The sequence below is a fragment of the Maribacter sp. 4G9 genome, from assembly GCF_002742265.1.
Classification (GTDB): Bacteria; Bacteroidota; Bacteroidia; order Flavobacteriales; family Flavobacteriaceae; genus Maribacter.
Map to the genome: position 1 here is coordinate 56,525 of NZ_MDGL01000123.1, position 24,112 is coordinate 80,636.

At 41.9% G+C, this 24,112-nt stretch carries 16 protein-coding genes; 13 read left to right on the plus strand and 3 right to left on the minus strand.

Going from position 1 to position 24,112, the window contains the following annotated elements; all coding sequences use genetic code 11:
* Positions 1 to 41: 41 nt before the first annotated feature.
* Positions 42 to 1,835, minus strand: coding sequence for an alkaline phosphatase (locus tag BFP75_RS11645; RefSeq protein ID WP_099545559.1), 1,794 nt, complete (start codon positions 1,833 to 1,835; stop codon positions 42 to 44).
* A 440-nt stretch (positions 1,836 to 2,275) separates the two neighbouring features.
* Between BFP75_RS11645 and BFP75_RS11650 the strand changes: the two genes are divergently transcribed.
* The 13 genes from BFP75_RS11650 (at position 2,276) to BFP75_RS11710 (ending at position 21,776) form a co-directional block, all read left to right on the plus strand.
* Positions 2,276 to 5,239: a SusC/RagA family TonB-linked outer membrane protein gene (locus tag BFP75_RS11650; protein WP_240531767.1), complete on the plus strand. Its 2,964-nt coding sequence runs from the start codon at positions 2,276 to 2,278 to the stop codon at positions 5,237 to 5,239.
* Between the two features lie 195 nt (positions 5,240 to 5,434).
* Complete coding sequence (locus BFP75_RS11655; protein WP_099545614.1) at positions 5,435 to 7,189, plus strand: RagB/SusD family nutrient uptake outer membrane protein; 1,755 nt, start codon at positions 5,435 to 5,437, stop codon at positions 7,187 to 7,189.
* Between the two features lie 137 nt (positions 7,190 to 7,326).
* On the plus strand, positions 7,327 to 9,639 hold the full coding sequence (locus BFP75_RS11660) for a GH92 family glycosyl hydrolase (protein ID WP_240531768.1): 2,313 nt from the start codon (positions 7,327 to 7,329) through the stop codon (positions 9,637 to 9,639).
* A 284-nt stretch (positions 9,640 to 9,923) separates the two neighbouring features.
* Entirely contained in the window at positions 9,924 to 10,943 is a 1,020-nt protein-coding gene (locus BFP75_RS11665; protein WP_099545561.1) for a LacI family DNA-binding transcriptional regulator, read from the plus strand.
* Positions 10,944 to 11,088: 145 nt separating this feature from the next.
* Positions 11,089 to 12,030, plus strand: coding sequence for a ketose-bisphosphate aldolase (locus BFP75_RS11670; RefSeq protein WP_099545562.1), 942 nt, complete (start codon positions 11,089 to 11,091; stop codon positions 12,028 to 12,030).
* Positions 12,031 to 12,037: 7 nt separating this feature from the next.
* Complete coding sequence (gene iolB, locus BFP75_RS11675; RefSeq protein ID WP_099545563.1) at positions 12,038 to 12,913, plus strand: 5-deoxy-glucuronate isomerase; 876 nt, start codon at positions 12,038 to 12,040, stop codon at positions 12,911 to 12,913.
* Positions 12,914 to 12,926: 13 nt separating this feature from the next.
* Positions 12,927 to 13,937 carry a 5-dehydro-2-deoxygluconokinase gene (gene iolC / locus BFP75_RS11680; RefSeq protein ID WP_099545564.1) on the plus strand — a complete coding sequence of 337 codons (1,011 nt, stop codon included), beginning with the start codon at positions 12,927 to 12,929 and terminating at the stop codon, positions 13,935 to 13,937.
* An 11-nt stretch (positions 13,938 to 13,948) separates the two neighbouring features.
* Complete coding sequence (iolD, locus tag BFP75_RS11685; RefSeq protein ID WP_099545565.1) at positions 13,949 to 15,808, plus strand: 3D-(3,5/4)-trihydroxycyclohexane-1,2-dione acylhydrolase (decyclizing); 1,860 nt, start codon at positions 13,949 to 13,951, stop codon at positions 15,806 to 15,808.
* A gap of 12 nt (positions 15,809 to 15,820) precedes the next feature.
* The gene (locus BFP75_RS11690) at positions 15,821 to 17,419 is read left to right on the plus strand and encodes a solute:sodium symporter family transporter (protein WP_240531770.1); all 1,599 of its coding nucleotides are present in this window, start codon (positions 15,821 to 15,823) and stop codon (positions 17,417 to 17,419) included.
* A 30-nt stretch (positions 17,420 to 17,449) separates the two neighbouring features.
* On the plus strand, positions 17,450 to 18,925 hold the full coding sequence (locus BFP75_RS11695) for a CoA-acylating methylmalonate-semialdehyde dehydrogenase (protein WP_099545566.1): 1,476 nt from the start codon (positions 17,450 to 17,452) through the stop codon (positions 18,923 to 18,925).
* Between the two features lie 10 nt (positions 18,926 to 18,935).
* Complete coding sequence (locus tag BFP75_RS11700; protein ID WP_099545617.1) at positions 18,936 to 19,841, plus strand: sugar phosphate isomerase/epimerase family protein; 906 nt, start codon at positions 18,936 to 18,938, stop codon at positions 19,839 to 19,841.
* A 13-nt stretch (positions 19,842 to 19,854) separates the two neighbouring features.
* On the plus strand, positions 19,855 to 20,877 hold the full coding sequence (gene iolG / locus BFP75_RS11705) for an inositol 2-dehydrogenase (RefSeq protein WP_099545567.1): 1,023 nt from the start codon (positions 19,855 to 19,857) through the stop codon (positions 20,875 to 20,877).
* A gap of 32 nt (positions 20,878 to 20,909) precedes the next feature.
* A complete protein-coding gene (locus BFP75_RS11710; protein ID WP_206073546.1) occupies positions 20,910 to 21,776 on the plus strand; it encodes an endonuclease/exonuclease/phosphatase family protein in 867 nt (288 codons plus the stop codon).
* Between the two features lie 144 nt (positions 21,777 to 21,920).
* Here the strand turns inward: BFP75_RS11710 and BFP75_RS22135 are convergent, their stop codons facing one another.
* Positions 21,921 to 22,079 carry a hypothetical protein gene (locus tag BFP75_RS22135; protein WP_206073547.1) on the minus strand — a complete coding sequence of 53 codons (159 nt, stop codon included), beginning with the start codon at positions 22,077 to 22,079 and terminating at the stop codon, positions 21,921 to 21,923.
* Positions 22,060 to 23,991: a metallophosphoesterase family protein gene (locus BFP75_RS11715; RefSeq protein ID WP_099545569.1), complete on the minus strand. Its 1,932-nt coding sequence runs from the start codon at positions 23,989 to 23,991 to the stop codon at positions 22,060 to 22,062. Before BFP75_RS11715 ends, BFP75_RS22135 begins: the two co-directional genes overlap by 20 nt.
* Between the last annotated feature and the right edge of the window lie 121 nt (positions 23,992 to 24,112).

The window sequence follows — 24,112 nt, forward strand, 5'->3', positions numbered from 1 at the left end:
GGTATTGTTATAAATGGTTCCAATTGGTTTGCTAGGTGGTATCACTCTCGTTTTTTTAGCTCCATGGCCTCTAATAACTTTCCAAATACCTCGGTATTTTGATAAACCCCTTGGAATTCGTCTGAACGTGGACCATAAGCAAAAATGGGGACCATTATGCCTGTATGGTCATCCGTTGTAAAATCTCCTTCTATTGATCTTTCCATCATATTTCCTTGTGGAATGCTAAATCCCGAAGTCTCATGATCGGCGGTAATAATTACCAAGGTATCCTCATTGCTGTCTGCGAATTTTATGGCCTCTGTGATGGCCCTGTCAAAATCTATGCCTTCAGTAATAATTCCCCCCACGTCATTTAGATGACCATAGGAATCTATTTTTGCAGCTTCTACCATGAGTAGAAATGGGGTGTTTTTGGCACTTAAAAATGTGAGGGCGTCTTTTGTGGACTTCGCCAGATTGTTTCCCCTCCCTTCTCGGATGCTCTTTACATCTCCGTAGGAAAAAAAATGAGCTACCCTTTCATCGTCGCTTTCTGCAATGGCACCTGTATTGCCCATAATTTGAAAGCCCAATTTTGAGATTTCTTTTTCAATGATTGGACTACCCCCACCAATGACAAGTGATAGCTTGCTTTGCAATAAATCAGAAACAATTCCATCTACATCGGAACGATCTTTTCGGTGTGCATAAAAAGAGGCAGGTGTCGCTCCTGTAATATGGTCCGTAGTAATAAATCCCGTAATACGGCCATTTTCATGAAGAATTTCGCCAATCGAAGTTAATTTCTCATCTTGGGGGCCTACCCCAATGGCTCTATTGTTGGTTTTTGTACCAGTAGCCAGGGCAGTGGCCCCGGCGGCGGAATCCGTGGTAAAATCATCTGCCGATTGCGTTTTTAAAAGACCAATACTTTTAAGTTGTGTAAGGGTAAGACTTCCTCCGTTGGCCAGTGTCGCGGCCGATATTTGTGCAAGACCGTTACCATCTCCGATCATAAGGATAATGTTGTTTACGCGTGATTTTTTCTTGTCAGATTTGAAGGTGGGATTATAAACTTCGGAAACTGTTTCATTATAATAATTCCGATGCTCCAAGGTTTTTAAATATAAGGAGGATTCCTTGGGCATATCGGTATTTATAAAATCCACTCCAAGATCTACAAATGCCTTCCAGGCGGTTTTGGAATCTGGCGTGGCCCAGAATCGGAAAGGCTTATTGTATGAATGTGCCTTTTGCACTACTTCCTTGATTTTTTCTAAATCATCCTTTGTCAGACGTCCTTTGCCATTCCAATTGGAGAAATTTTTAAAACTGAGACTGATCAGTGCAATTTTGTCCCATATTTTTTTGCTTTCTATATCTTCTAGACTTTGGTAATCAAACTGGATATACTTAGGATAGGTCGTATATTCTTTAATTGGGGGTCTATTGCCCGATATGACAATGGCAATTTTATCGAGGTCAGTAATCATGGGATATTGCTCTAAGACCAACACCAGTTGCCGTAGGGTATTTTTATATTCTGATTTTATATCGATGAGGAGTTGGAGTTTTTTCTGTTCCCCAAAATTAAGGGCCATTGCCTGCATTAATGGGTTTAGGTAAAGATTTTGAAGGGTGCGACCTGGAACAATGTCTTTTTCATCATGGGTTACATATAAGGTATCGTCTTTTAAAAAAACATCGACCTCTATCGAATTAAGCTGGTTGGCATAGGCATCCCAGAACGGAACAGGTTGCGCATAATCATTGTGCGAGTGTATTTTAAAGGATTGTGCAAGTATGTTATGAACGGAAAAAAAGAAAACTAATAAAAGAATAATGTTTTTCATGGTTATTGACCGATTTAGTCGCGTTAAGAAATTTATGCATCCAAATTTAGGAATGCAAAATGCGTTGCGCTACCTACAAATATAGGATTAGCCCGTTGGATTTTTCATTCTTGTAAAATGCAAAGGTTTGCATTCCAAGGCCTTTGTTTAAACCCCTCAAACTTTTGATAAATTTCCCTTGTATTTTCTAAACCAAGTGCCAATTAAAATTGAATAAACTTGATTAAAAACTGGAACAGGGACTGCAATAAAAGTAAATTAATTGCTGTCCGGAAAAGGTTTTAACAAATGGGTAAAAAGAAGGTTATTAAAGTCTTACGTGCAGGTAAAGCAATGCAAACCTTTGCATTCAATTTTGTATTCAAAATTTTCCGGACAATGCATTTTTATTGTTATTTGGTTGTCAAATTCATAAACCTAAATAGCCAAATATGATGAAAATGAAATATTTTTTATTAATGATGATGCTGGGTGTTACCATGATTTCGTGGTCGCAGCGTTCAGTTACAGGTAAAGTAACTGATGAGCAAAACATACCTCTTCCAGGTGCTAATGTCGTGGAAATGGGCACTTCCAATGGCACTACGACAGATTTTGATGGTAACTTTACCATTACGGTCGAGGACTTGGATGCAGTATTGGAAATTTCCTATATTGGGTATAGATCCACTGAGATATCCTTGAACGGACAAACTAATATATCTGTTCAGTTGGTAGAGGATGCCACCCAACTAGAGGACGTAGTGGTCGTTGGTTATGGAGTTCAAAAGAAATCTGATATTACCGGATCCATTGCTTCCGTTAAGAGCGAAAACTTTAATCAAGGGGTTGTCGCAAATCCGGGCCAATTGCTTCAAGGTAAATTGGCCGGTGTAAATGTGACCAATGTTAGTGGGGAGCCCGGAGCCAATCAAAATATTATTATTAGGGGTGTTGGAAGTTTGAGATCGGGCACAACACCACTGTTCGTGATAGATGGTTTTGTCATCAACAATTCGGATACAGGTGTGGCCAATAATCCCCTCAACTTTATAAATCCTCAAGACATTGAGTCCATCGATGTACTAAAGGATGCATCGGCCACGGCTATTTATGGGGCCAGGGCGGCCAATGGGGTAATAGTGATTACAACCAAAAAGGGAAAGGCTGGAAAAACGGAAATGAACCTGAACGTTTCTACAGCCTTTGCAACCATTGCCAATCCCATGGACGTGTTTTCCGCCAGTGAATTTAGGAATCAAGTACCCGCGGTAGGGGGCACGTTATTTGATGGAGGTGCCAATACTGACTGGCAAGATGAACTTACACGTACGGGCATTTCCAAGAATATAAACCTTTCCATGAGCGGTGGCACGGCAGATAAGTTTTCCTATTTCGTCTCTACAGGTTTGGATGATCAGCAGGGTACGCTTAATAACAGTTCCCTTAAACGTTACTCAGGTAGGGTAAACCTAACCCAAAAGGCCTTGGACGGAAAGTTTAACGTAGACTTCAATTTAACGGCCTCCCGTACCTTGAACGAAAGACCGGACACCCAAGGGAATATAGTGGATATGTTGCAGTTGAATCCCACGTTGCCACCGCTTACCAATGGGGAACCCACTTTCTTTATTGAAAGGTTGAATCCTTTGGAACGTAACCGTATCTATTTGGATGAGGCCAATAGCAACAGGATTTTGGCGAATATTATGCCTTCTTTTGAAATTGTTAAGGGTCTTACCTACAAGACGAACTTGGGCATAGATTATATCTCCACCAATAGGGACGTGCAATTTCTTCCTTACCAATTGTTGGAGGGTTTTGAAAATGGCACCTTGGATACAAGGACAACGGTCAATAGCAATACCTTGGTGGAAAACACCCTTACGTATGTATTGAATACCGGCAAGCATGGCCTTACCTTATTGGCAGGGCACTCCTACCAAGAATTTCTGTTCGAGCAAAAACGTTTTGAGATGGAAGGTTTTGCAAATAATGGCATTGAGCCAAGGTATCAGGACCAAATTAGCACAGAAATTTTCCCTACTAGCCAAACGGGCACTGCATATAAAGATGAAATTCAGTCTTTCTTTGGTAGGGTAAACTATACGTATGCGGATAAATACTTATTGACGGCCACCATGAGGGCAGACGGTTCCTCACGCTTTGGTGCGTACAATAAATACGGCTACTTCCCTTCCTTTGCCTTGGGCTGGAATATTGCCAATGAGAGCTTTATGGAGAACAGTACGGTGTTCAATACCTTAAAATTGCGGGCCAGTTGGGGACGTACCGGGAATCAAGATGGTATACCAAGTAAAGTTAGTTTGGCCAGTTTTATAGACTCAAAGGCAGACAATGACACCTATCCAATCAATGGTACGGAAACCACCCTGGATGACTACCCTTTTGGTACCGTGCCCGTAAGGACGGCGTTCCCCGGCTTAAAATGGGAGGTTACCACCCAGACCAATGTAGGTCTTGATTTTGCCCTTTTCCAAAATAGGATAACAGGATCTTTGGATTACTTTTCAAAAGTGGCTAGTGATGTGGTTCTTTTTGCCAATAGGGTGGACCCCATTCAGCCTACTGAAAAAATATGGACCAATATCGAGGAATTGGAAATACAGAACAATGGGTTGGAGCTGGCCTTGGATTATAGGGGCGACTTTAGCTCTGATTTCACCTATAACATTGGAGGAAACATTAGCTACACTGACAATAAGGTCGTAAACTCTCCTTTTGCCGTTTTGACTTCGGGTGCTGCCCAAGGTGCAGGCCAAACGGGTGCCACCATCAATGGTTATATCAACGATGAACCCATAGGTGCCTTTTATATGAAGGAATTTATCGGTATCGGTGATGATGGCCTCAACCAATTTAGGGATGTAGTACCAGATGGACAATCCCTGGATAACGACAGGATTGTGGCGGGCAGTGCGCTTCCAGACCTTATCTATGCCTTTTACCTTAAAATGAACTACAGGAACTTTGATTTAGGGTTTAATTTTAACGGGGTATCCGGCAATAAGATTTACAATCACACCGCCATGTCTTTGTTCAACAAAGGACAGCTTAGTAGAAATTTGAATACCACCCCTTTTGCGGCCGAGTTCCCTTCGGAGAGTCTTAGCAATTCCAATGAGGTCTCAACAAGGTATCTTGAAAATGGCAGTTTCCTCAGACTCAACAATGCTACTTTGGGCTATACCTTGCGTCCTTCGGAAATTGGTTTGGGCGATTTGGTGAACACACTAAGATTTACCGTTACAGGTCAGAATTTATTCGTGATCACGGATTATTCAGGGTTTGACCCTGAGATCAATACCGGAAATACCATAGATGGTATACAGACATTTGGTATCGATAGGTTTACCTATCCTGCGCCCAGAACACTTTTGATCGGATTAAATGTGTCGTTTTAAAAAATATGTGAGTATAGATTGCGCGTTATCCAACCCATTGGAACCAATGGATGTAAACGGCCGTAATTACAGCTTACCAATCATAAAACATTAAATATTAACAGATGAAACACCCGTTCGAATAACATTCAAACACAGAACAATAGTAATTTAGGGTGTTCCTTGTGACCATTGAAAAACAATAAATATAAACACATGAAAAATAGATTTCTAACAATTACAGTGCTTATGATGGCCTTATTGGTATGGAGCTGTACCGATTTGGTCGAGGAAAGGATTGACGAGGCCGAATTTGGCGAACAAGCCGATGTTATTAGCGGATCCATTGCACCTGCCTATGGCTATATGTCTTGGGTATGGCGGCATACCAATTTCTATGGGTTGCAGTTGATACCTTCAGATGAGGCTATTTTACCCTTCAGGGGCGGAACGGACTGGTTCGACGGAGGTAAATATTTAGCTGCCCATGCCCATAATTTTACCCCTAGCAATGATCTTATTCGCGACGGTTGGAACCAACTTACAACAGGAATATCCAGAACCTTGTCCGCCATTGAAGTTTTACGACCCTTGGCAGAGGAGGGCAATGCAGAGGCGGAGGGCGCTTTGCACGAAATGGTGGCATTACGCGCCTATTGGAATATGTTGATGTTGGATAGCTGGGGACTGGTCCTCAAAAAAGAATCCTCGGATGAACTTTCCGAGGTGTTGCGAGGACAGGACGCAGTAGACTATATACAAAGTGAGTTACTTTCGGTGGTAGATGTAATCAACACAAACAGGAGCCCCGGGCGTATAACCCAGTCCGCTGTATGGGGCTTTTTGGCAAGGTTGCACCTCAATGCCGCAGTATATAGGGATCCGTATGGTACGCCCAATTTTACCCAAGAGGATATGAATGCTGTGATACAGTACACGGACAATATCATTAACTCTGGAAGTTTTAGTATCTCCCCAGAATATTTTGACCTCTTCAATGACGACAATAACACGAATCCAGAAGCTATTTTTAACATTGATCAAAGAGGGGTGCTTCGGTTGGAGCACAACAGGTGGGCCTATTGGTCCATTGCAGGCTCAATGTTTGGAAGACCGGAGTTTCCTAGTGCAGATGGTACGGATGGTCCGGCCTTTACCTCTGATTTTATCCAAACGTGGATAGATGCTTACGATGCAGATCCAGCAGAGGTAGATGCACGGTTCTATCAAATGAATACGATTATTCCGGAAGCTCAGTTATTGGATTTTGAAGGGCGGGAAAAAGTGCTTGCTACAGAAACCGAAAATAGTTATTTCTGTATTGAACCTTTGGAATTCGAGATGGACAGGGGCGTTATCCGCGGCATACCGTGGGGACCTAGAAAGGGAGACGACGGGCAATTTTTGACCTGTGAAACCGGAGGCGTACGGATTTATCCTGTGCAACAACGCAAGGGCAATGGACCTGATAGGGATGTGGCCTATGTAGACCATACCCTGGAGATTGACTTCACCAACGAAGGATCTTTTCACAATACAGGTTACCGCTGCGCCAAGTACCAATTTAGCCGTACTTCACCCAATGCCAATAATTTCAGCAGTGTTGATATGGTCTTGATGCGCTTGGCCGAAATTTACCTTATGCGGGCCGAGGCTAAATTGCGCAATGGCGATAACGCTGGTGCCCTGGCCGATGTTAACTTTGTAAGGGCAGGAAGAACGGCAAGACCGGATCAAACACCACCACCACTAGCGGCCATAGATTTGGATATTATGTTCAGGGAACGGGGGTTTGAACTCTATTGGGAAGGTTTTAGAAGAACCGATCAAATTCGTTTTGGTAAGTATGAGGATTCTTGGACAGAGAAGACCGATTCTGATCCAAACAAACGACTGTTCCCCATACCGCAAAGTGCTGTAGATGCGGCATCTGGAATAGATGGTTTCTTAAAACAGAACCAAGGATATTAGATTAATTGTAAGTTTGAGTTAGTTCCTAATAAAGACAGGCAAATAATGCCTGTCTTTATTCATTTCAAAAACATGGTATAACCTGTGGCCATGGTCCAATGAAGATTTTTTTAAATAGATTCCTTACATAATTTTCAATGAAAGAACTTTTTTCAAATACATTTTTTGCCCTTACATGTGTTGCCACAATGATCTTGTTTTCCGCTTGTAAAGAAAATAAACGGCTTGGTGATTCCAATACCTCTTCTAAAAATCCAATAGACTTGGTTTTTCCTCAGTTAGATACAGAAAATAGTCGGTGGTTTTTGTTTTCTTCCGCCTGCCGTCCCTTTGGTATGGTCAATCTTAGTCCAGATACACAAATTGATGGTGCATGGGGAAGTGGATACCGCTATAAAACGGATACCATAAAGGGTTTTAGTCATATTCATGGGTGGCAGTTGTCTGGTTTGTCCGTGATGCCCATTAACTTAAAAAAAGAAAGAGAAAATAATATATTCAAGGATTTTTATTCTCCCTTTTCACATGAAAATGAAACAGTTTCACCGGGATTTCACAAGGTGCAATTGGAACGCTATGGGATTCAGGCGGAACTGACGAGTACCAAAAGGGTAGGTTTGCATCACTACACCTTTCCAAAGGAATCACGACCGGCCGTTCTGTTTAACCTAAACACTCCGTTGGGTCCCTGTGAAAATAGAAATGGTGAACTAAACCAAATTGGTGATCATACTTTGATTGGGCAATTGGAAATGGCACCTACCCACCGCAGACCAAAACCATTTACATTATTTTATTATATCAGTCTGAGCTCCAAAATAGAATCGATTCAGCGAGATACGACCACAGGAAATTATGTGGTATTCACAGACGCCGAACAAAAAAATGTATTGATGAAAGTGGGCCTATCCTATACCTCTATTGAAAATGCCGAAAATAATATGATTGCAGAATTGGATCATTGGGATTTTAATAGGGTAGTTGAGGAATCCAAGAATGAATGGAACAATATGTTGGGTAGAATCAAGGTTGAAGGTGGCACTGAACAGCAGCAAAAACGGTTTTATACAGACTTGTGGCATTCCTTACAGGGCAGAAGAGTTATCAGTGATGTCAATGGGGACTACCCGGATAATACTGGAGACACTTTTAGGCTAGCACAATTGCCACTGGATGCAAAGGGTAGGCCCAGGTTCAATCATTATAATTCAGATTCATTCTGGGGCGCACAATGGACTTTGAACACCCTATGGGGCTTGGTATATCCAGATATCACGGAGGAATTCGTAAACTCACTGATGCAATACTATAAAGATGGAGGTTTGATTCCGCGCGGACCCTCTGGTGGCAATTACACCTATGTGATGACGGGTGCATCAACAACCCCTTTTATAGTAAGTGCGGTGCAAAAGAACATTGTCAAGAATAATTTGGATTCCATTTATGAAGCGCTCAGGAAGAACCATATGCCCGGAGGTATTATGGAAAAGTCTGGTTATGAGCACAATACCTCCCTTGGAGGCGGGCTTAGATATTACTTGGAGAAAGGATATGTGCCGTATCCCATTCCGGAAGGAAAATTTGGAGGGCATCAAGATGGAGCTAGCCTTACCTTGGAATATGCTTATCAAGACTGGACCCTGGCGCAATTTGCCAAAAAGCTGCAAAGGGAAGAGGATTATAAAATTTTTATGAATCGTTCCCAAAACTATAAAAATGTATTTGACGCAGAATCGAGCTGGATGCGGCCTAAAAATGTTGATGGCCAATGGAAAAGTGATTTTGATCCCTATCTTTATGAAAATGGGTTCAATGAGAGCAACGGGTCTCAAGCCACTTGGTTTGTACCCCATGATATTAATGGTCTGGCGCAGTTAATGGGAGGCAAGGAAAAGGCCATTGAGAAGTTGAACGGACAGTTTAAGGCATCGGAAAAACAAGGTTTTACTTCCGGAACCTCTCACGAGGTAGAAATGCATCCTGAGTATAGTCGAATTCCTATAAATTATGGGAACCAACCCTCTATAAACACAGCTTTTGTTTTTAATCATCTCGGCAGGCCCGATCTTACACAATATTGGTCTCGGGAAATCATTGATAAGGTCTTTAGCGGACTTGACCCAAGCACTGGATATAATGGCGATGAGGACCAAGGACTGATGGGGGCATTGTCCGTATTGCTGAAGATGGGTTTGTTTCAAATGAGTGGTGGTACGGAAGCAGATCCCGTTTACGAACTGGGGAGTCCTCTTTTTGATCGAATTACCATATCACTGCATCCTAACTACTATCTAGGCGATAAATTTGTGATTGAAATGGTAAATAATGGCCAAGACCATAAGCAGGTGGAGCAAGTAGCTTTTAACGGGAAAATATTGGACACTATGGCAATTAGACATTCCAGTATTGTCAAAGGGGGTAGGTTGACCTTCAAATTTAAGGAATATTAGTTTTTTCACTTAAATGGGCTTAAGTAAGTTAGGTGCTTAAAATAAGGTTTTGATAATCAATGTTTTGGTGTCAAATATTTTTATGAGGTGTATTTGTCTACAAATTTAAGTTCAGTGTATTTTTGGGCCAAGTGTCCCATCTTTTTATATACTATGAAATGGTGGTTAAATTTTGTATTTTTCAAAGTACTTGGAACATTTTCTTAAGGTTCATTCCTTGGCCAAATTAGAGTAGATATTAAGAGGGGATAAGGAGTAGCATAAAGGAATAAAAATTCTTCAAAATGAAAAAGGGTAGGGTTACCATTACCGATATTGCCCGTGAATTGAACATAGCACCTTCTACCGTTTCAAGGGCTTTAAACGATCATCCAGCCATAAAAAAGGAAACAAAGGAGGCCGTTAAGGAGTTGGCGCAGCTATTGGATTACCAACCTAATTTTCTGGCTTTGAGCTTACTTCGTAAAAAATCCAACACCATAGGTGTAGTCGTACCAGAAATTACAAGTCATTTCTTTTCCGCGATAATTACCGGTATTCAAGATGTTATTGCCAATTCTGAATACAATATAATGATTTGTCTTACGAACGAATCGTTTGAAGAAGAGGCAGTGGTCATTAAAAAACTATTGAAAATGCAGGTTGATGGTGTTTTGGTATCCCCTGCATCTGGGACCAAGGAATTTGATCATTTTAGGGCCCTTCAAAAAAATGGTATTCCTGTTGTGGTCTTTGATAGGGATTGTCCGGGTTTGGAAGCTGATAAAGTCTTGGTTGACGATTATGCAGGAGCCTTTCAGGCGGTGGAATATCTCATAAAATCCGGATGTAAAAAAATAGCCCATTTGGGCGGCCCCCACAATCTTAGTACAACCAAACATAGGCTTCAGGGTTTTTTGGATGCCCTTAAAAGCGGAAATATGTCAATTTGTGAGGAGCATATTGTGCATGTCCAAGGTTTTTCGCACGAAGACGGCCTTGAACCCGCCATGGCGCTATTGAGCTCGTCAAATCCACCGGATGCCATTTTTGCCATGAATGACAATATTGCTATTTCAGCAATGCATGTAGCACGAAAATTGGGCTATAACATACCAGAGGACATATCTATCGTAGGTTTCGACGATGAACCACATTCCTCCTTTTTTAGACCATCACTTTCAACGGTATGGCAGCCGGTATATAGTTTAGGAATGCTATCTGCAAGAATTGTTTTGCAGCGATTAAAAGAAGAAGATGTACAAAGGCCATTTCGTGAAGAAGTTTTCAAGCCTGAACTTGTGATACGGAGTTCGTCCAGATAAATTGGCTTTGGTTTATTAAAATATGAAGAGTTCAAAATATGCAAACCTTTGCACGATCTTTTATATTCCAATACTTTTCAGCATCATTTTTTTTTTGTTTTTTTATGAGTATCGGTTATCGGAATAACAATGGAAGAGATAAAGAATGCCTGTTTTACCAAAAGAGTTATTTAAAAAATGTTATGGTAGATATGCCATTGCAGCCGTTAATGTTTTCACAATGGAACAGGTTCAAGGTCTTTTCCATGCGGGTGAAACGGCAAATGCGCCATTTTTGGTGCAAATTACCCCTGCAGCTAGGGACTATGCACATTCAATCATGTTAGAGGCAATAGTCCATGCGGCATCCAAGATATATCCAAAAGCGGTTTATGCGGTTCATTTAGATCATGGAAACGAGGAACATGCCAAAGATGCCATAACTTCTGGAGGCTATCAATCCATAATGATAGATGCTTCCCACGAAGCTTTTGAGGATAATGTAAAAATTACAAAGCGTATAGTTGAAAAGGCACACGAACACGAAATTTTTGTGGAAGCGGAACTTGGTGTTCTCAGTGGTGTTGAGGATAATCTTTCCATTGATGAAAAGCATGCAAAATATACAAACCCAAGCGAGGTAGAACGCTTTGTCCAGTTGACAAAATGTGATAGCTTGGCCGTTGCCGTTGGTACAAGTCATGGAGCGTATAAGTTTTCTGGAGTCCAAGGTATCCAATTCGATATATTGGAAGAGATACAACGGAGACTCCCGAATTTCCCTATTGTCCTTCATGGGGGTTCAGCAGTCAATGAGGAGGAAGTACAAAGAATAAATAGGGCAGGAGGGCAATTATTGAAGAATGCAACAGGCGTGCCTCCCCAAGAAATTGCTAGAGCCATAAAATATGGGGTCTGTAAAATTAATATTGCTACGGATACACGGCTGTTGTGGACAAGGGTCCATCGGGAATTTTTTAGGGACCATGCCCCGCTTTTTGACCCTGTTATTCCAGGAAAGGAGTACATAAGGGCCTACTCGGATTTTATGGTCCAGAAGTTTGAATTGTTTGGCGCAACCAATAAAGCCAGTGAGTTTATAAATTAATAAGAAAATGAGCAAAGAATCACCACTTTTGGTAAAACCAAAAAAGGATTCCGAGGTTTACCACAGTATTACACCACAATCCGCAAATTGGAAATACCTTTCTTTTGAAGCTCGGAAAATGAACCAAAACGATACTTGGGAACATCATACCAAGGATAATGAAATGGTTATTGTCCTGTTGAGCGGAAATTTTAAAGTAGACAGTGATAAAGGAAGTTGGGAAACCGTAAATGGACGAAGGGATGTCTTTAGTGGTGTTGCACACACTTTGTATTTACCAAAGCATACCGCTTTTACGTTAACGGCAATGGGAGGGGAACTTGATTTTGCATACGGTTGGTGCCAAGCGGAGAAAGACTTTGCACCAAAGTTCGTAACGCCAGAAGAAACTCCTATTGTCATTTTTGGGGGAGATAATGCCACCCGCCAATTCAATGATTTGGTGCCTCCAGGTTTTGGTTGTAATAGTTTGGTCGTACGGGAAGTGTATACCCCCTCTGGTAATTGGAGCTCGTTTCCGGCCCATAAACATGATGAACGTATCTTGGCAGCGGACGGAACTGTTTTAGAGCCCATACAAGAAGAAACCTATTTTTATAAATTTCAGAAACCTGCCGGCTATGCCATACAGCAGGTATATACTAAAGACCGTTCCTTGGATGAAATTGTAAGGCCGCGACACAATGATGTGGTCATGATTCCAAAAGGCTTTCATCCTGTAGTTGCGGAACATGGATTTCACTGTTATTACCTTAATTTCTTGGCCGGTACTGACCAGTGCCTCGCCAACACAACCGATCCGGACCATGAATGGATTTATGACTCATGGACGGCTAAGGATAAAAGACTACCCTTGGTAACAGCAAAAATGAACCAATACTAAAAAAATATGCTCAATGACTAAAAAATATGATGTCATTACTTTTGGGAGGTCTTCCATAGATTTATATTCCCAAAATATTGGATCCGCATTCAATGATATAAAAGGCTTTGACGCTTTTGTGGGTGGATCACCCCTTAACATAGCTGTGGGTTGTGCTAGATTAGGGGTAAAGACAAGCCTATTAACGGCCGTAGGGAACGATAAAGTCGGGGAGTTTATTTTGAATTTTTTAAAAACAGAAGGGGTGAATACCCAATGTATTCCCGTTAAAAATGGCACTAGGAGCAGCGCGGTGGTTTTGGGAATTGAGCCTCCAGACAAATTCCCATTAGTTTATTACAGGGACAATGCTGCCGATAGTTATGTGGATATAGATGATGTGGACCGGGCGCAGATACCGGACTATAAAGTTTTGCTGATCAACGGCACGGCAATGAATATGGAACCCTCTAGAAGCGCTACCTTTTATGCGGTTGAAGTTGCCATTAAAAATGGGGTCGATGTGGTCCTTGATTTAGACTTTAGGGCCGATCAATGGCATGACTACAGGGCTTATGGCGTAACGATGCGGGCCATATTGCCCAAAGTCAAGATTGCCATAGGTACGGAAGAGGAGATTTTGGCGGCCACGATGCAACATACCACCCAAGTTACCATTAAAGACCAACAGATTTCTGCCCCTGAAATCAAAGGGGATATTCATGCATCTATAGAAAGCCTCATGTCCATAGGCATTGAGACCTTAATCGTTAAACGAGGGAAAGAGGGTGCCAGTATTTATCAACAGCAAGGCTTTAGACAGGACGTTCCGGGATTTCCGGTAGAGGTCCTTAATGTTTTGGGCGCGGGAGATGCCTTTGCAAGTGGCTTCCTTTACGGATTGCTACAAGAATGGGATTTATACAAGTCATGTAGAATGGGTAATGCCAGTGGGGCGCACGTGGTTACTCAAAGAGGGTGTGCCAATTTCATGCCCTCATTGGATCAAGTCCAAGATATTATTGAAAGGAATGGAGGATTATAAATTGATTTTTTATGAGGACGATTAGAAAAACAGTAGCACAGGCTACAATTTCGTATTTGAAAAACCAATATGTGGAACGGGATGGGCTTGAGCAACGATTTTTTGCCGGTTGTTTTGGAATTTTGGGTCACGGTAACGTGGCTGGCATAGGTCAGGCGCTACATCAAAACCCAGATTTTCCTCTGTACGTAGCACGTAATGAACAGTCTATGGTACATTCAGCAACGGCATATGCCAAAGTGAAAAATAGGATGCAGGCTTTTGTCTGTACCACATCCATAGGGCCCGGGGCAACCAATATGGTAACCGGTGCCGCTGTTGCCACTATCAATAGGATACCCGTATTGCTTATACCTGGGGATATTTTTGCTACAAGGCACGTTGCCCCAGTATTGCAGCAATTGGAGTCCAATGCAACACAGGATATATCGGTAAACGATTGTTTCAAGCCGGTTTCAAAATATTGGGACCGTATCAACCGTCCTGAACAATTAATAACCGCTTTACCTGAAGTGATGCGTGTGCTCACCTCACAGGCCGAAACGGGAGCGGTTACTTTAAGTATTCCACAGGACGTACAATCCGAGGCCTTTGATTTCCCCGAACATTTGTTTCAGAAAAAAGTATGGCATGTAGGTAGGACCTTGCCAGATCAAACGTTATTAGAGAAGGCGATTGCGCTTATTCAAAATAGTAAAAAGCCTTTAATCGTAGCTGGTGGAGGCACAATTTATAGTGGCGCAAGCCAAGTACTTAAAAAGTTGGTCAACAGAACGGGTATCCCCGTTGCCGAAACTTTTGCAGGGAAAGGCTCCCTTAATTATGACGAACCCCAAAATTTGGGGGCCATGGGTGTTACGGGAACACCGGGTGCCATCGAAATTGCACAGGAAGCTGATGTGGTCATTGGCCTGGGTACGAGATACAGTGATTTTACAACCATTTCCAAATCGGCCTTTCAAAATCCAGAGGTAAGGTTCATCAACATAAACGTTACCGAATTTGATTCTTTTAAACACGGTGCATTGCCCCTTGTAGGGGATGCAAAGGCAATACTCGAGCAAATAGATGATAAACTAGGTGATTTTATGGTAGATGCCGAGTATCAAAAAAAGGTAGTAGAGTTGAACTCAAACTGGGATGGTTTTGTTTCAGAAATATATACAGAAAGAAATGAAGTACCCGCTTTCCAAGGGGAGGTTATAGGTGCGGTAAATTCCTTTTCAAATGCCGAGGATATTATGGTATGTGCCGCAGGAAGCCTGCCTGGTGACTTGCATAAACTTTGGCGTACCAGAAATCCTAAAGGATTCCATTTAGAGTATGGCTATTCTACCATGGGCTATGAAATTGCCGGCGGTTTGGGAGCAAAAATGGCCAGGCCGGATAGTGAAGTGTACGTATTGGTAGGTGATGGCAGTTATCTCATGATGTCCCAAGAAATCGTTACTTCCATTCAAGAAAGACAAAAATTGACCATTATTCTACTGAATAATGATGGGTATTCCAGTATAGGTGGACTTTCCGCCTCTTTGGGCAGTGAGGGCTTCGGAACCTACTACCGATATCGCAATGAGGAAACCAATCAACTGGATGGTAGTCTTTTACCCATTGATTATGCTGCCAATGCATCTAGCATGGGCGCCTATGTCATAAAGGCCAAGAACGTGGAAGAGTTGAAAGCTGCTCTTGAAAAAGCCAAAACCATAGAGCATACTACACTAATATATATTGAAGTAGATCGAAAAAAAGGAGTGCCCGGATTTGCTTGGTGGGATGTAGCCGTAGCCGAAGTTTCTGAAAAGACGGCCGTACAGGAATCTTACAAGACCTATATGGCGAACAAGAAGTCACAAAAGTATTATCTCTAAAAGGAACTTAAAATGGATACCGATCTAATGATTATTCTTGCTTCGTTCATTCTCTTTACCGGAGGCGTTGCCGCATTTACTTGGTATAGCTTGCGCAAAACTAATTTGGGCTCCTCTGAAGGTTATTTTTTGGGTGGTAGAAGTCTTACCGGAGGTGTTATTGCGGGATCCATGTTATTGACCAACATTTCCTCGGAACACCTTATCGGTATGAATGGTAACTCCTATGTAAACGGTTTTATCGTAATTGCTTGGGAGGTTACATCCTCCATTGCGTTGGTTATTGCCGCCATTTTTTTCGTTCCTAAATATCTAAAAATGGGACTGACCACGATTCCTCAATTTTTAGAAAATCGTTTTGATGCCCAAACAAGGACGTTGGTATCTGCAATATTGATTGTTTCTTTTGTGGTAACCCTTTTGCCCATTGTTCTGTATTCTGGGGCCATTGGACTCGAAAGTCTTTTTGGAATCTCTGAAGTATTAGGGATCAGCAAGACAGAGGGTCTTTGGGTAACGGTGGTGGTCATTGGTGCAATAGGTTCCATTTATGCCATTTTTGGGGGTTTAAAGGCAGTTGCCTTTTCAGATACCATTAATGGATTTGGCCTTTTGCTTGGAGGATTGTTAATTCCCATACTCGCCCTCATGGCCATTGGTGATAACAATATTTTTGATGGAATGAGAAAGGTATACGAGTTTGCTCCAGAGAAATTTAATGTAGTAGGTGCACCAGATTCGGTGTTGCCCTTCGAAGTACTTTTTACGGGACTCATAATCAATCAGCTTTATTTCTGGGGCATGAACCAGACGATTATTCAAAGGGCACTTGGTGCTAGGAACTTAAAGGAGGCACAAAAAGGATTACTTTTGACCGGGCTTTTTAAAATATTGATTCCCTTGATCATTGTACTGCCGGGGGTTATTTGTTATTTCTATTTCCAGGATACCTTTTATGACCAACAAGATTCCGTATATCCACAATTGGTAAAAAAGGTACTTCCCGTTTGGTTGATTGGCTTCTTTGCAGCGGTAATTATGGGAGCGGTATTGAGTACCTTCAATTCGGTATTGAATTCTGTAGCTACCTTGTTCAGTGTGGATATCGTAAAAAAGCACTTCAATAAGAATATAGCGGACGCCAAATTGGTAAAGATAGGAAAGGCTACCTCGGCTATTTTGGCTCTAGTAGCCATATTTACCGCGCCAATGGTGGCGAATGCTTCAGATGGGCTGTATCAATTACTCCAAGAGTTGAACGGTATCTTTTTTATACCCATTGCATCTATTCTACTCGCCGGATTTTTTATGAAAAAAGTATCGGCAATGGGCGCAAAGGTGGCCCTCATCTTTGGACTCTTTTTTTATATGTTCATGACTTGGGGATATACGGGTCACGGTATTCATTTTGTGCACCTTTGGGGTATTGAATTTGTGCTAAATGTGGCTATAATGTATAGTGTTTCCTATTTTTTCCCTAAGAAAAATTTATACGAGGTTACGGATGTTGGCGCGGTGAATTTAACAACATGGAAATACACCAAACCCATGTCCATAGCCCTGTGCGTGGTAACGGTATTGATATATGTGTTGCTGGGAAATAGTGGATAAAAAAAAGTTAATCAAAAATCATGTAACGGAATGAACGTTTTAAAAAATTATATCAACGGAAGTTGGCAAGTTAGTGCATCAAAGGAAACAGTAGACGTGGTCAATCCTGCCAATCAAGAAGTCATGGCAAAAGTACCTTATGGTACCGATACTAAAATTGATGTTTCCCAAGCTGTTAGTGCGGCACAAAGTGCCTATTCTGAGTGGCGTAATGTACCTGTGATGAAGCGTGTACAAGTGCTATATAAATTGAAATCGCTATTGGAAGACAATAAGGAAACTTTGGCGAAGATCATTACAGATGAGAGTGGCAAGACCAAAGGTGAATCTTTTGGTGAGATACAAAGGGCCATTGAAAATGTTGAGGTGGCCTGTGGTACACCCATGCTTATGGCAGGCGATGTGATTGAAGACATAGCTACGGGAATAGACGAAATGATGGTTCGGCAACCTTTGGGGGTCGTAGGCTGTATTACTCCTTTTAACTTTCCAAGTATGATCGTATTTTGGTTTTTGCCATATGCCATTGCAACGGGCAACGCCTTTATAGTTAAACCTTCGGAAAAGGTACCCATGACCATGATGAAAATCTTTGAATTTTTGGATCAATTGGATGTTCCCAAAGGATTGATAAGTTTAGTACATGGAGGAAAAGATAGTGTAGATGCCCTTCTAGAACATCCTCAGATAAAAGCGATTAGTTTTGTAGGTAGCACGCCCGTTGCAAGATATATTTACTCCAAAGGGACCGCCAATGGTAAACGAGTGCAAGCGCAGGGTGGGGCTAAAAATCCTGTAATCGTTTTACCGGATGCTGATATTGAGATGTCAAGTACTATTATCGCAGATTCTGTCTATGGATGTGCGGGCCAGCGTTGTTTGGCGGCCTCTACCATCATCACCGTCAATGATGAAAAAAGGGAGATCAAGGAAGCTCTTTTTGAAACCGTCAAATCAAGAACAACCGGTTATGGCTGGCAAGAGAATGTTAACATGGGACCTGTCATTACACCAGAAAGTAAAAGCAGAATTGAGGGTTTGATCCAGATGGGGATAAATGAGGGGGCAAAGGTCTTGTTGGATGGTAGAAATACAAAAGTATCTGGCTTCGAAAAAGGAAATTTTATTGCGCCCACAATTTTAGAAAATGTGGCTTTGGACAAAGAACTGATCCGAACAGAGATATTTGGACCCGTAATGAGCTTAATTTCCATGAAGGATATTGATGAGGCCCTTGCCTTCGTAAATACTGGAAATTATGGGAACATGGCCTGTTTGTTCACGAGCAGCGGGGCATCTGCAAGAAAGTTCAGAAACGAAGCAGATGCCGGAAATATAGGCATCAACATTGGTGTTGCGGCACCAATGGCACAATTTCCTTTTAGCGGATGGAAGGACAGTTTCTTTGGAGACCTACACGGGCAAGGTAAACATGCTATAGAATTTTTTACGCAGACAAAAGTAATTATTGAAAGGTGGCCAAACATTTGGTCCAGGAAGTTTTAAAAAAAGAAGTATGATCAAAATAGCAAATGCGCCTTGTTCATGGGGTGCCCTGGAATTTGATTTGGAGAATAAATCTGAAGCCATCGGCTTTGCCCAGGTTCTGGATGAAATCAAGGAAACGGGGTATACGGGTACTGAACTTGGTGACTGGGGATTCATGCCTACAGACCCAAAAAAGCTCAGAGAAGAAATTCAAAAACGCAACTTGGAGTTGTTAGGGGCCTTTGTGCCTGTGGCTTTGGTCAATAGAGCTGCCCACGAAGAGGGTATAAGGGAAGCCTTAAGAGTCGCTGAACTCATGCACAGTGCTGGGTACGATACCGCTTTTATTGTTTTGGCAGATGATAATGCATCCAATAGCCAGCGCACAAAAAACGCAGGTAGAATCACCCCTGAAATGGGATTAAATACAGCGCAATGGAAAGTTTTTGCCGAAGGTGCCGAAAAGTTGGCCAAAGCTGTAAAAGATACTTTCGGACTCAGAACCGTGTTCCATCATCATTGTGCTGGTTATGTGGAAACGCCAGAGGAAATAGACACCTTTCTTTCCTTAACCAATCCGGAACTAATAGGGCTTTGTTTGGATATGGGGCATTATGCATTTGGTGGGGGAGACCCTTTAAAGGCATTGGACAAGTATGCACAACGAATATGGCATGTGCATTTTAAAGATTTTGATTCCAATGCGGCAAAGCGTTCACAAGAAGTTGGTGGGGACTATTTTGACGCATTAAGTAAAGGCGTGTTCAGTGAGCTAGGCAAGGGCAATGTTAACTTTGAGGGCATTGTGGAGCGTCTTAAGGCCATTGGTTACGATGATTGGATCGTGGTGGAGCAAGATATTCTTCCGGGTATGGGGGCCCCTAAGAAAAGTGCCCAAGCAAACCGCACATATATAAATACGTTGGGATTGTAAAATTATAGCGAAAATGACAAAAATTAGATTAGGTATTGCCGGCTTAGGAAGAATTGGAAAAATCCATTTGGACAATCTCTTACAAATTCCAAATGTTGAGGTAGTGGGTGCTACCGACCCAGACAGTGCTAGCCTGCAATATGCCATTGATAAGGGAATAGCCTATACCAATACAGATTTTGAGGCCATGGTAAATATGGTTCCCTTAGACGCCGTGGTGATTTGTTCACCTACTGACACCCATGCTGATTTTGTTGCGTTTTCCGCCAAAGCGGGAAAGCACATCTTCTGTGAAAAACCCCTGGATCTTTCCCTGAACCGTATAAAGGACGTCCTGGATGTCGTTCAAAAACATAAAGTAAAGCTGATGTTGGGCTTTAATAGAAGGTTTGATAAAGAATTTAGAAAAGTACACGAGCTCGTAAAAAATGGAGCTGTTGGCAATCCGCATTTAGTAAAAATTACCAGTCGCGATCCAGGGGCTCCGCCTGTGAGCTATATAGAAAAGTCAGGTGGGCTGTTTTTGGATATGACCATACATGATTTTGATATGGCACGGTACGTTGTGGAAAAGGAGGTTGCCGAGGTGTACGCCAAAGGGGCCGTTTTGGTAGATCCTGCCATTGGTGAAGTAGGTGATATTGATACGGCCGTGGTTACCCTAACCTATACTGATGGCACCATGGCCGTAATAGACAATAGTAGGGAAGCCTCTTATGGCTATGACCAACGGGTGGAAGTTTTTGGCTCTAAGGGTATGGTGCAATCCAACAATAATTTTCACGATTCGCACAAACTCTATAACAAAGAGGGCATACATGCTGCACTGCCCTTACACTTTTTCCTAGAGCGATATCAAGAGGCCTACAAGACCGAGATGCAAGATTTTATAAAAGGCCTAGAAATTGGAACTCCAATGCCCGTAGACGGCAATGATGGTCTCCAATCCTTAAAAATAGGTTTGGCCGCATTGCAATCTTTAAAGCAGAACCGACCTGTAAAAATTTCCGAGGTAGAACAATCCGCTACGGTCTAAAAACAAGAAAACCCTAATAAGAAAACCTTAGGATGATGCCTAAAAACTTGGTTTGGACATGGTTGTCCGTGTTGATAACCTTTTCCATTAGTACGTCTTTTGCGCAAAAGAAAAAAGTAATCAATGCTATGTCATTTAATATACGATATGACAATCCGGAAGATGGTCCACAAAATTGGCACTACAGGAAAAACAATGTTGTACGGATGATCAATTTTTATGATTTGGACGTCATAGGCATGCAGGAAGTATTGGTTGGCCAACTGAATTTCCTAAAAGAAAACCTTTCACAATATGAAACTATTGGCGTGGGTCGTGAAGACGGGGCCACAAAAGGCGAATACGCTCCCATCTTCTATAGAAAAAATAGGTTTAAGGTTATAAAAAGCGGAACCTTCTGGCTAAGTGAGACACCCAATGAAGTAAGTAAGGGATGGGATGCCGATTTGGAACGAATAGCCACTTGGGCCATTTTCACGGATAAAAAGACCCAGAGGAAATTTATATTCATGAATACCCATTTTGACCATAGGGGTGATGTTGCTAGGATAGAGAGTGCCAAACTTTTGAAGCAAAAGGCAATAGAAATGGGAGGGGACTTATCCCTAATCTTAACGGGCGATTTTAACCTAACCCCAGTATCCGAAGGTATACAGACCTTATTAGAACCGGTAGACAAAATCAATTTACAAAATACAAGTACTTTGGCGGACCTTAGCTATGGCCCAGAATGGACAACCTGTGGTTTTGATAATCGGCCTTTTGTAGAAAGGAAGGTAATAGACTATATTTTTGTTAGAAAGGTAGCCAAAGTGCACCGTTATGCGGTTTTTGCGGAAATGTTGAACAATTTATACTTGTCTGACCACTGCCCCGTTTTCGCACAAATAGAACTCTAGTATATTCTTAAGCCTATTTAAAATTATTTGGGCATCTTCATAATAGGGCACTCAGCTGATCTTATTCCCCCTTGTTTGGGCCACGAAATTGGTCAAGGCAAGTGGTGTTCCAACACAGGGTATGGTGCAACCACCATTCTTCCCTTAGGCAAAGCCTTTTACCAAGGTTTCTATGAGGGGGTTTATGTAGTCTACGGCCTGTTTCTGTTGTGGATAAAACAGTTGTGCCGCTAAGAATAGGATAAGCCATAAATTGCACATGGATTTAGTGGAATGGAAGAAATTAATGAGATCGGTTTTCACAATCGTATAGCGATTTTATTTGGCCTGTTTCTAGATGGATCTCAAAATCTATGGACGGTTCTCCTGCCATAAATTTTTTTAGTATGTACATAAGTTCCACCATATTCCTTTTCATGGGGTCTGAGGTTTCCCCGGCGTCTTCTTTGTTTAAAAATGAATCACAAATGAGTTTATAGTGTTGCAACCGCTCTGGGCCAATATCGTTAAAGGCCAGCTGATCGGCACTGCGAAGTTTATATAGGTCCACTACCAGATCCTCTCCGGACCAGGTTTCAAAAGATGTAAGCAATATAGGTTTGGGTTGTCCCTCTTTTTTTTCAGAGGAATTAAGGAATACCTGTGCTTGACCTGTTTCCCTGATGTTCTTTAATTGCTCCGTTAGGGAACCCGAATTATTTGATTGGGAAAGCAATACCAGTTCTTTGCCCGAGAGATTCTTGAGAAAATTGGCAAAGACTGGAGGCCATTCCGAAGGAAGAAAACGCAACCGCACCAATTCCTTTAGGTGCCAGTTCATAAGGTCTTTGTAGCCTGTAGACTTCAAAACGTCCTTATTCCATAAGGTACTGTCCCCTATGGTCATCAATTGTTGGTATTCTTTTTTATAGAGGTCAAAAAATTCATTGTATCGGGGTACGGAATCAATCACCACTGTTTTTACCTGTATTTTATCCGGGTTAACCATTTTAAGTATTTTGTAAGCGGGCATATAGGCGGCCAAAGAAGGGGTTTGTATGTTAACGAGGGTATTGCCTTTTTTGGAGGTGCTAATACCAGTATCATTTAGGTGCATATGCCCTCCCAAGTGTAGTTGCAGCCCTGCATCCGCAAGAGTGGTGGCCAGTGTAGGGTTAGGAACTCTTTTTAATTGCATCTTACTGCCAACCAATAGGTTGTTAATATGTTGGGTAGCACCATTATTAAAGTCGGACATAGGGTAATGGCTAAAGGCAATTAAGGTTTTATGATGTTTTTTGGCTGAGATAGCTAGCTTTTCAATCCATTCCACAAGATATTTTTTGTGTGTAAGGAGATTGTCCAGACCTTGGCCATTGTTTTTATATTCAATTTGATCAACACTATCGGCATTAGGCATTTCTTTCTGGAGGTAGGTATTTGCATCCAGTGCAAGTAGCCAAATACCTTCTACGGGCTCCACTACATAACTAACATCAGGCAAGGCGGCGTTGTTGTGGGGGATTCTATAGCTTCTTTGTTCAAGTGTGGCCCCTGCTTTTGCGGCATTGAAGGTGTATTCTTCATAAGAATACTTAGAAAATGGGGTGGCCCAGTAGTGGTATTCCTTTTTTGGAAAAAAGCCATGAGCCTTTAAAAGACGAGTTATTTCCCCATAGCCCAAATTTTGGAGGTCTTTGGAGATTACTATGGGCAGTTCCCCAGGTTCACCGTTTTCCACAAAACTAGCGTTAGAGGCAATGGTTTGTGGTTTTCCACACTGACCCAGAAAGTCTCTTTTTCCGTCTTCATGGTCATACGGATAGACAACATCATGATTCCCTGTAATCAGTAAAAAGGTAAGGCCATATTCCTGGGTATATTTGTCCAAAATTTCTTTGAGTCCTCTTATATGCAGGGGCTGGCCATCATCGGAAAAATCACCAGGAAGTAAGACGTATTTAATGTTTCTAGCTACGATGTCTTCCAAGGCCGCCAGAAAAGCGAAATAATTCTCATTGAAAATCCTGGTAGATTGTAATTGAGACTGCATGGTCCTAATAAAGGCGTATTTACCATTTTTAGGATTTACCACCCCACTGTAAGCATTATCTTCCAGTTGGCCATAGACGTTTTGAAGATGGGCATCGGCAATGACGGCTATTTGCGTTTCATTTTTAATTAGTTCCCTGTTTATCGTGCAAGACGACCCTAGTGCACCTAGCACAAACAGCATGGAACAAATATTTTTCTTAAAAAAGTTCACCGTATATTCTAATGAGTTGATGTCCTCCTTCTATTTCATAAAAGTAGCATAAATGATACCGCTGCGCTCTCAAAGTATTGCAAAGGTTTGC

What these genes read in the sequence shown, in the direction of transcription:
- BFP75_RS11690 (WP_240531770.1), top strand. Translation starts at nt 15,821, where the DNA reads ATGGATACCGATCTAATGATTATTCTTGCTTCGTTCATTCTCTTTACC.
- BFP75_RS11710 (WP_206073546.1), top strand. Translation starts at nt 20,910, where the DNA reads ATGATGCCTAAAAACTTGGTTTGGACATGGTTGTCCGTGTTGATAACC.
- iolB (WP_099545563.1), top strand. Translation starts at nt 12,038, where the DNA reads ATGAGCAAAGAATCACCACTTTTGGTAAAACCAAAAAAGGATTCCGAG.
- BFP75_RS11660 (WP_240531768.1), top strand. Translation starts at nt 7,327, where the DNA reads ATGAAAGAACTTTTTTCAAATACATTTTTTGCCCTTACATGTGTTGCC.
- iolG (WP_099545567.1), top strand. Translation starts at nt 19,855, where the DNA reads ATGACAAAAATTAGATTAGGTATTGCCGGCTTAGGAAGAATTGGAAAA.
- BFP75_RS11650 (WP_240531767.1), top strand. Translation starts at nt 2,276, where the DNA reads ATGAAATATTTTTTATTAATGATGATGCTGGGTGTTACCATGATTTCG.
- iolD (WP_099545565.1), top strand. Translation starts at nt 13,949, where the DNA reads ATGAGGACGATTAGAAAAACAGTAGCACAGGCTACAATTTCGTATTTG.
- BFP75_RS11700 (WP_099545617.1), top strand. Translation starts at nt 18,936, where the DNA reads ATGATCAAAATAGCAAATGCGCCTTGTTCATGGGGTGCCCTGGAATTT.
- BFP75_RS11670 (WP_099545562.1), top strand. Translation starts at nt 11,089, where the DNA reads ATGCCTGTTTTACCAAAAGAGTTATTTAAAAAATGTTATGGTAGATAT.
- BFP75_RS11645 (WP_099545559.1), bottom strand. Translation starts at nt 1,835, where the DNA reads ATGAAAAACATTATTCTTTTATTAGTTTTCTTTTTTTCCGTTCATAAC.
- BFP75_RS11715 (WP_099545569.1), bottom strand. Translation starts at nt 23,991, where the DNA reads ATGCTGTTTGTGCTAGGTGCACTAGGGTCGTCTTGCACGATAAACAGG.
- iolC (WP_099545564.1), top strand. Translation starts at nt 12,927, where the DNA reads ATGACTAAAAAATATGATGTCATTACTTTTGGGAGGTCTTCCATAGAT.
- BFP75_RS11655 (WP_099545614.1), top strand. Translation starts at nt 5,435, where the DNA reads ATGAAAAATAGATTTCTAACAATTACAGTGCTTATGATGGCCTTATTG.
- BFP75_RS11665 (WP_099545561.1), top strand. Translation starts at nt 9,924, where the DNA reads ATGAAAAAGGGTAGGGTTACCATTACCGATATTGCCCGTGAATTGAAC.
- BFP75_RS11695 (WP_099545566.1), top strand. Translation starts at nt 17,450, where the DNA reads ATGAACGTTTTAAAAAATTATATCAACGGAAGTTGGCAAGTTAGTGCA.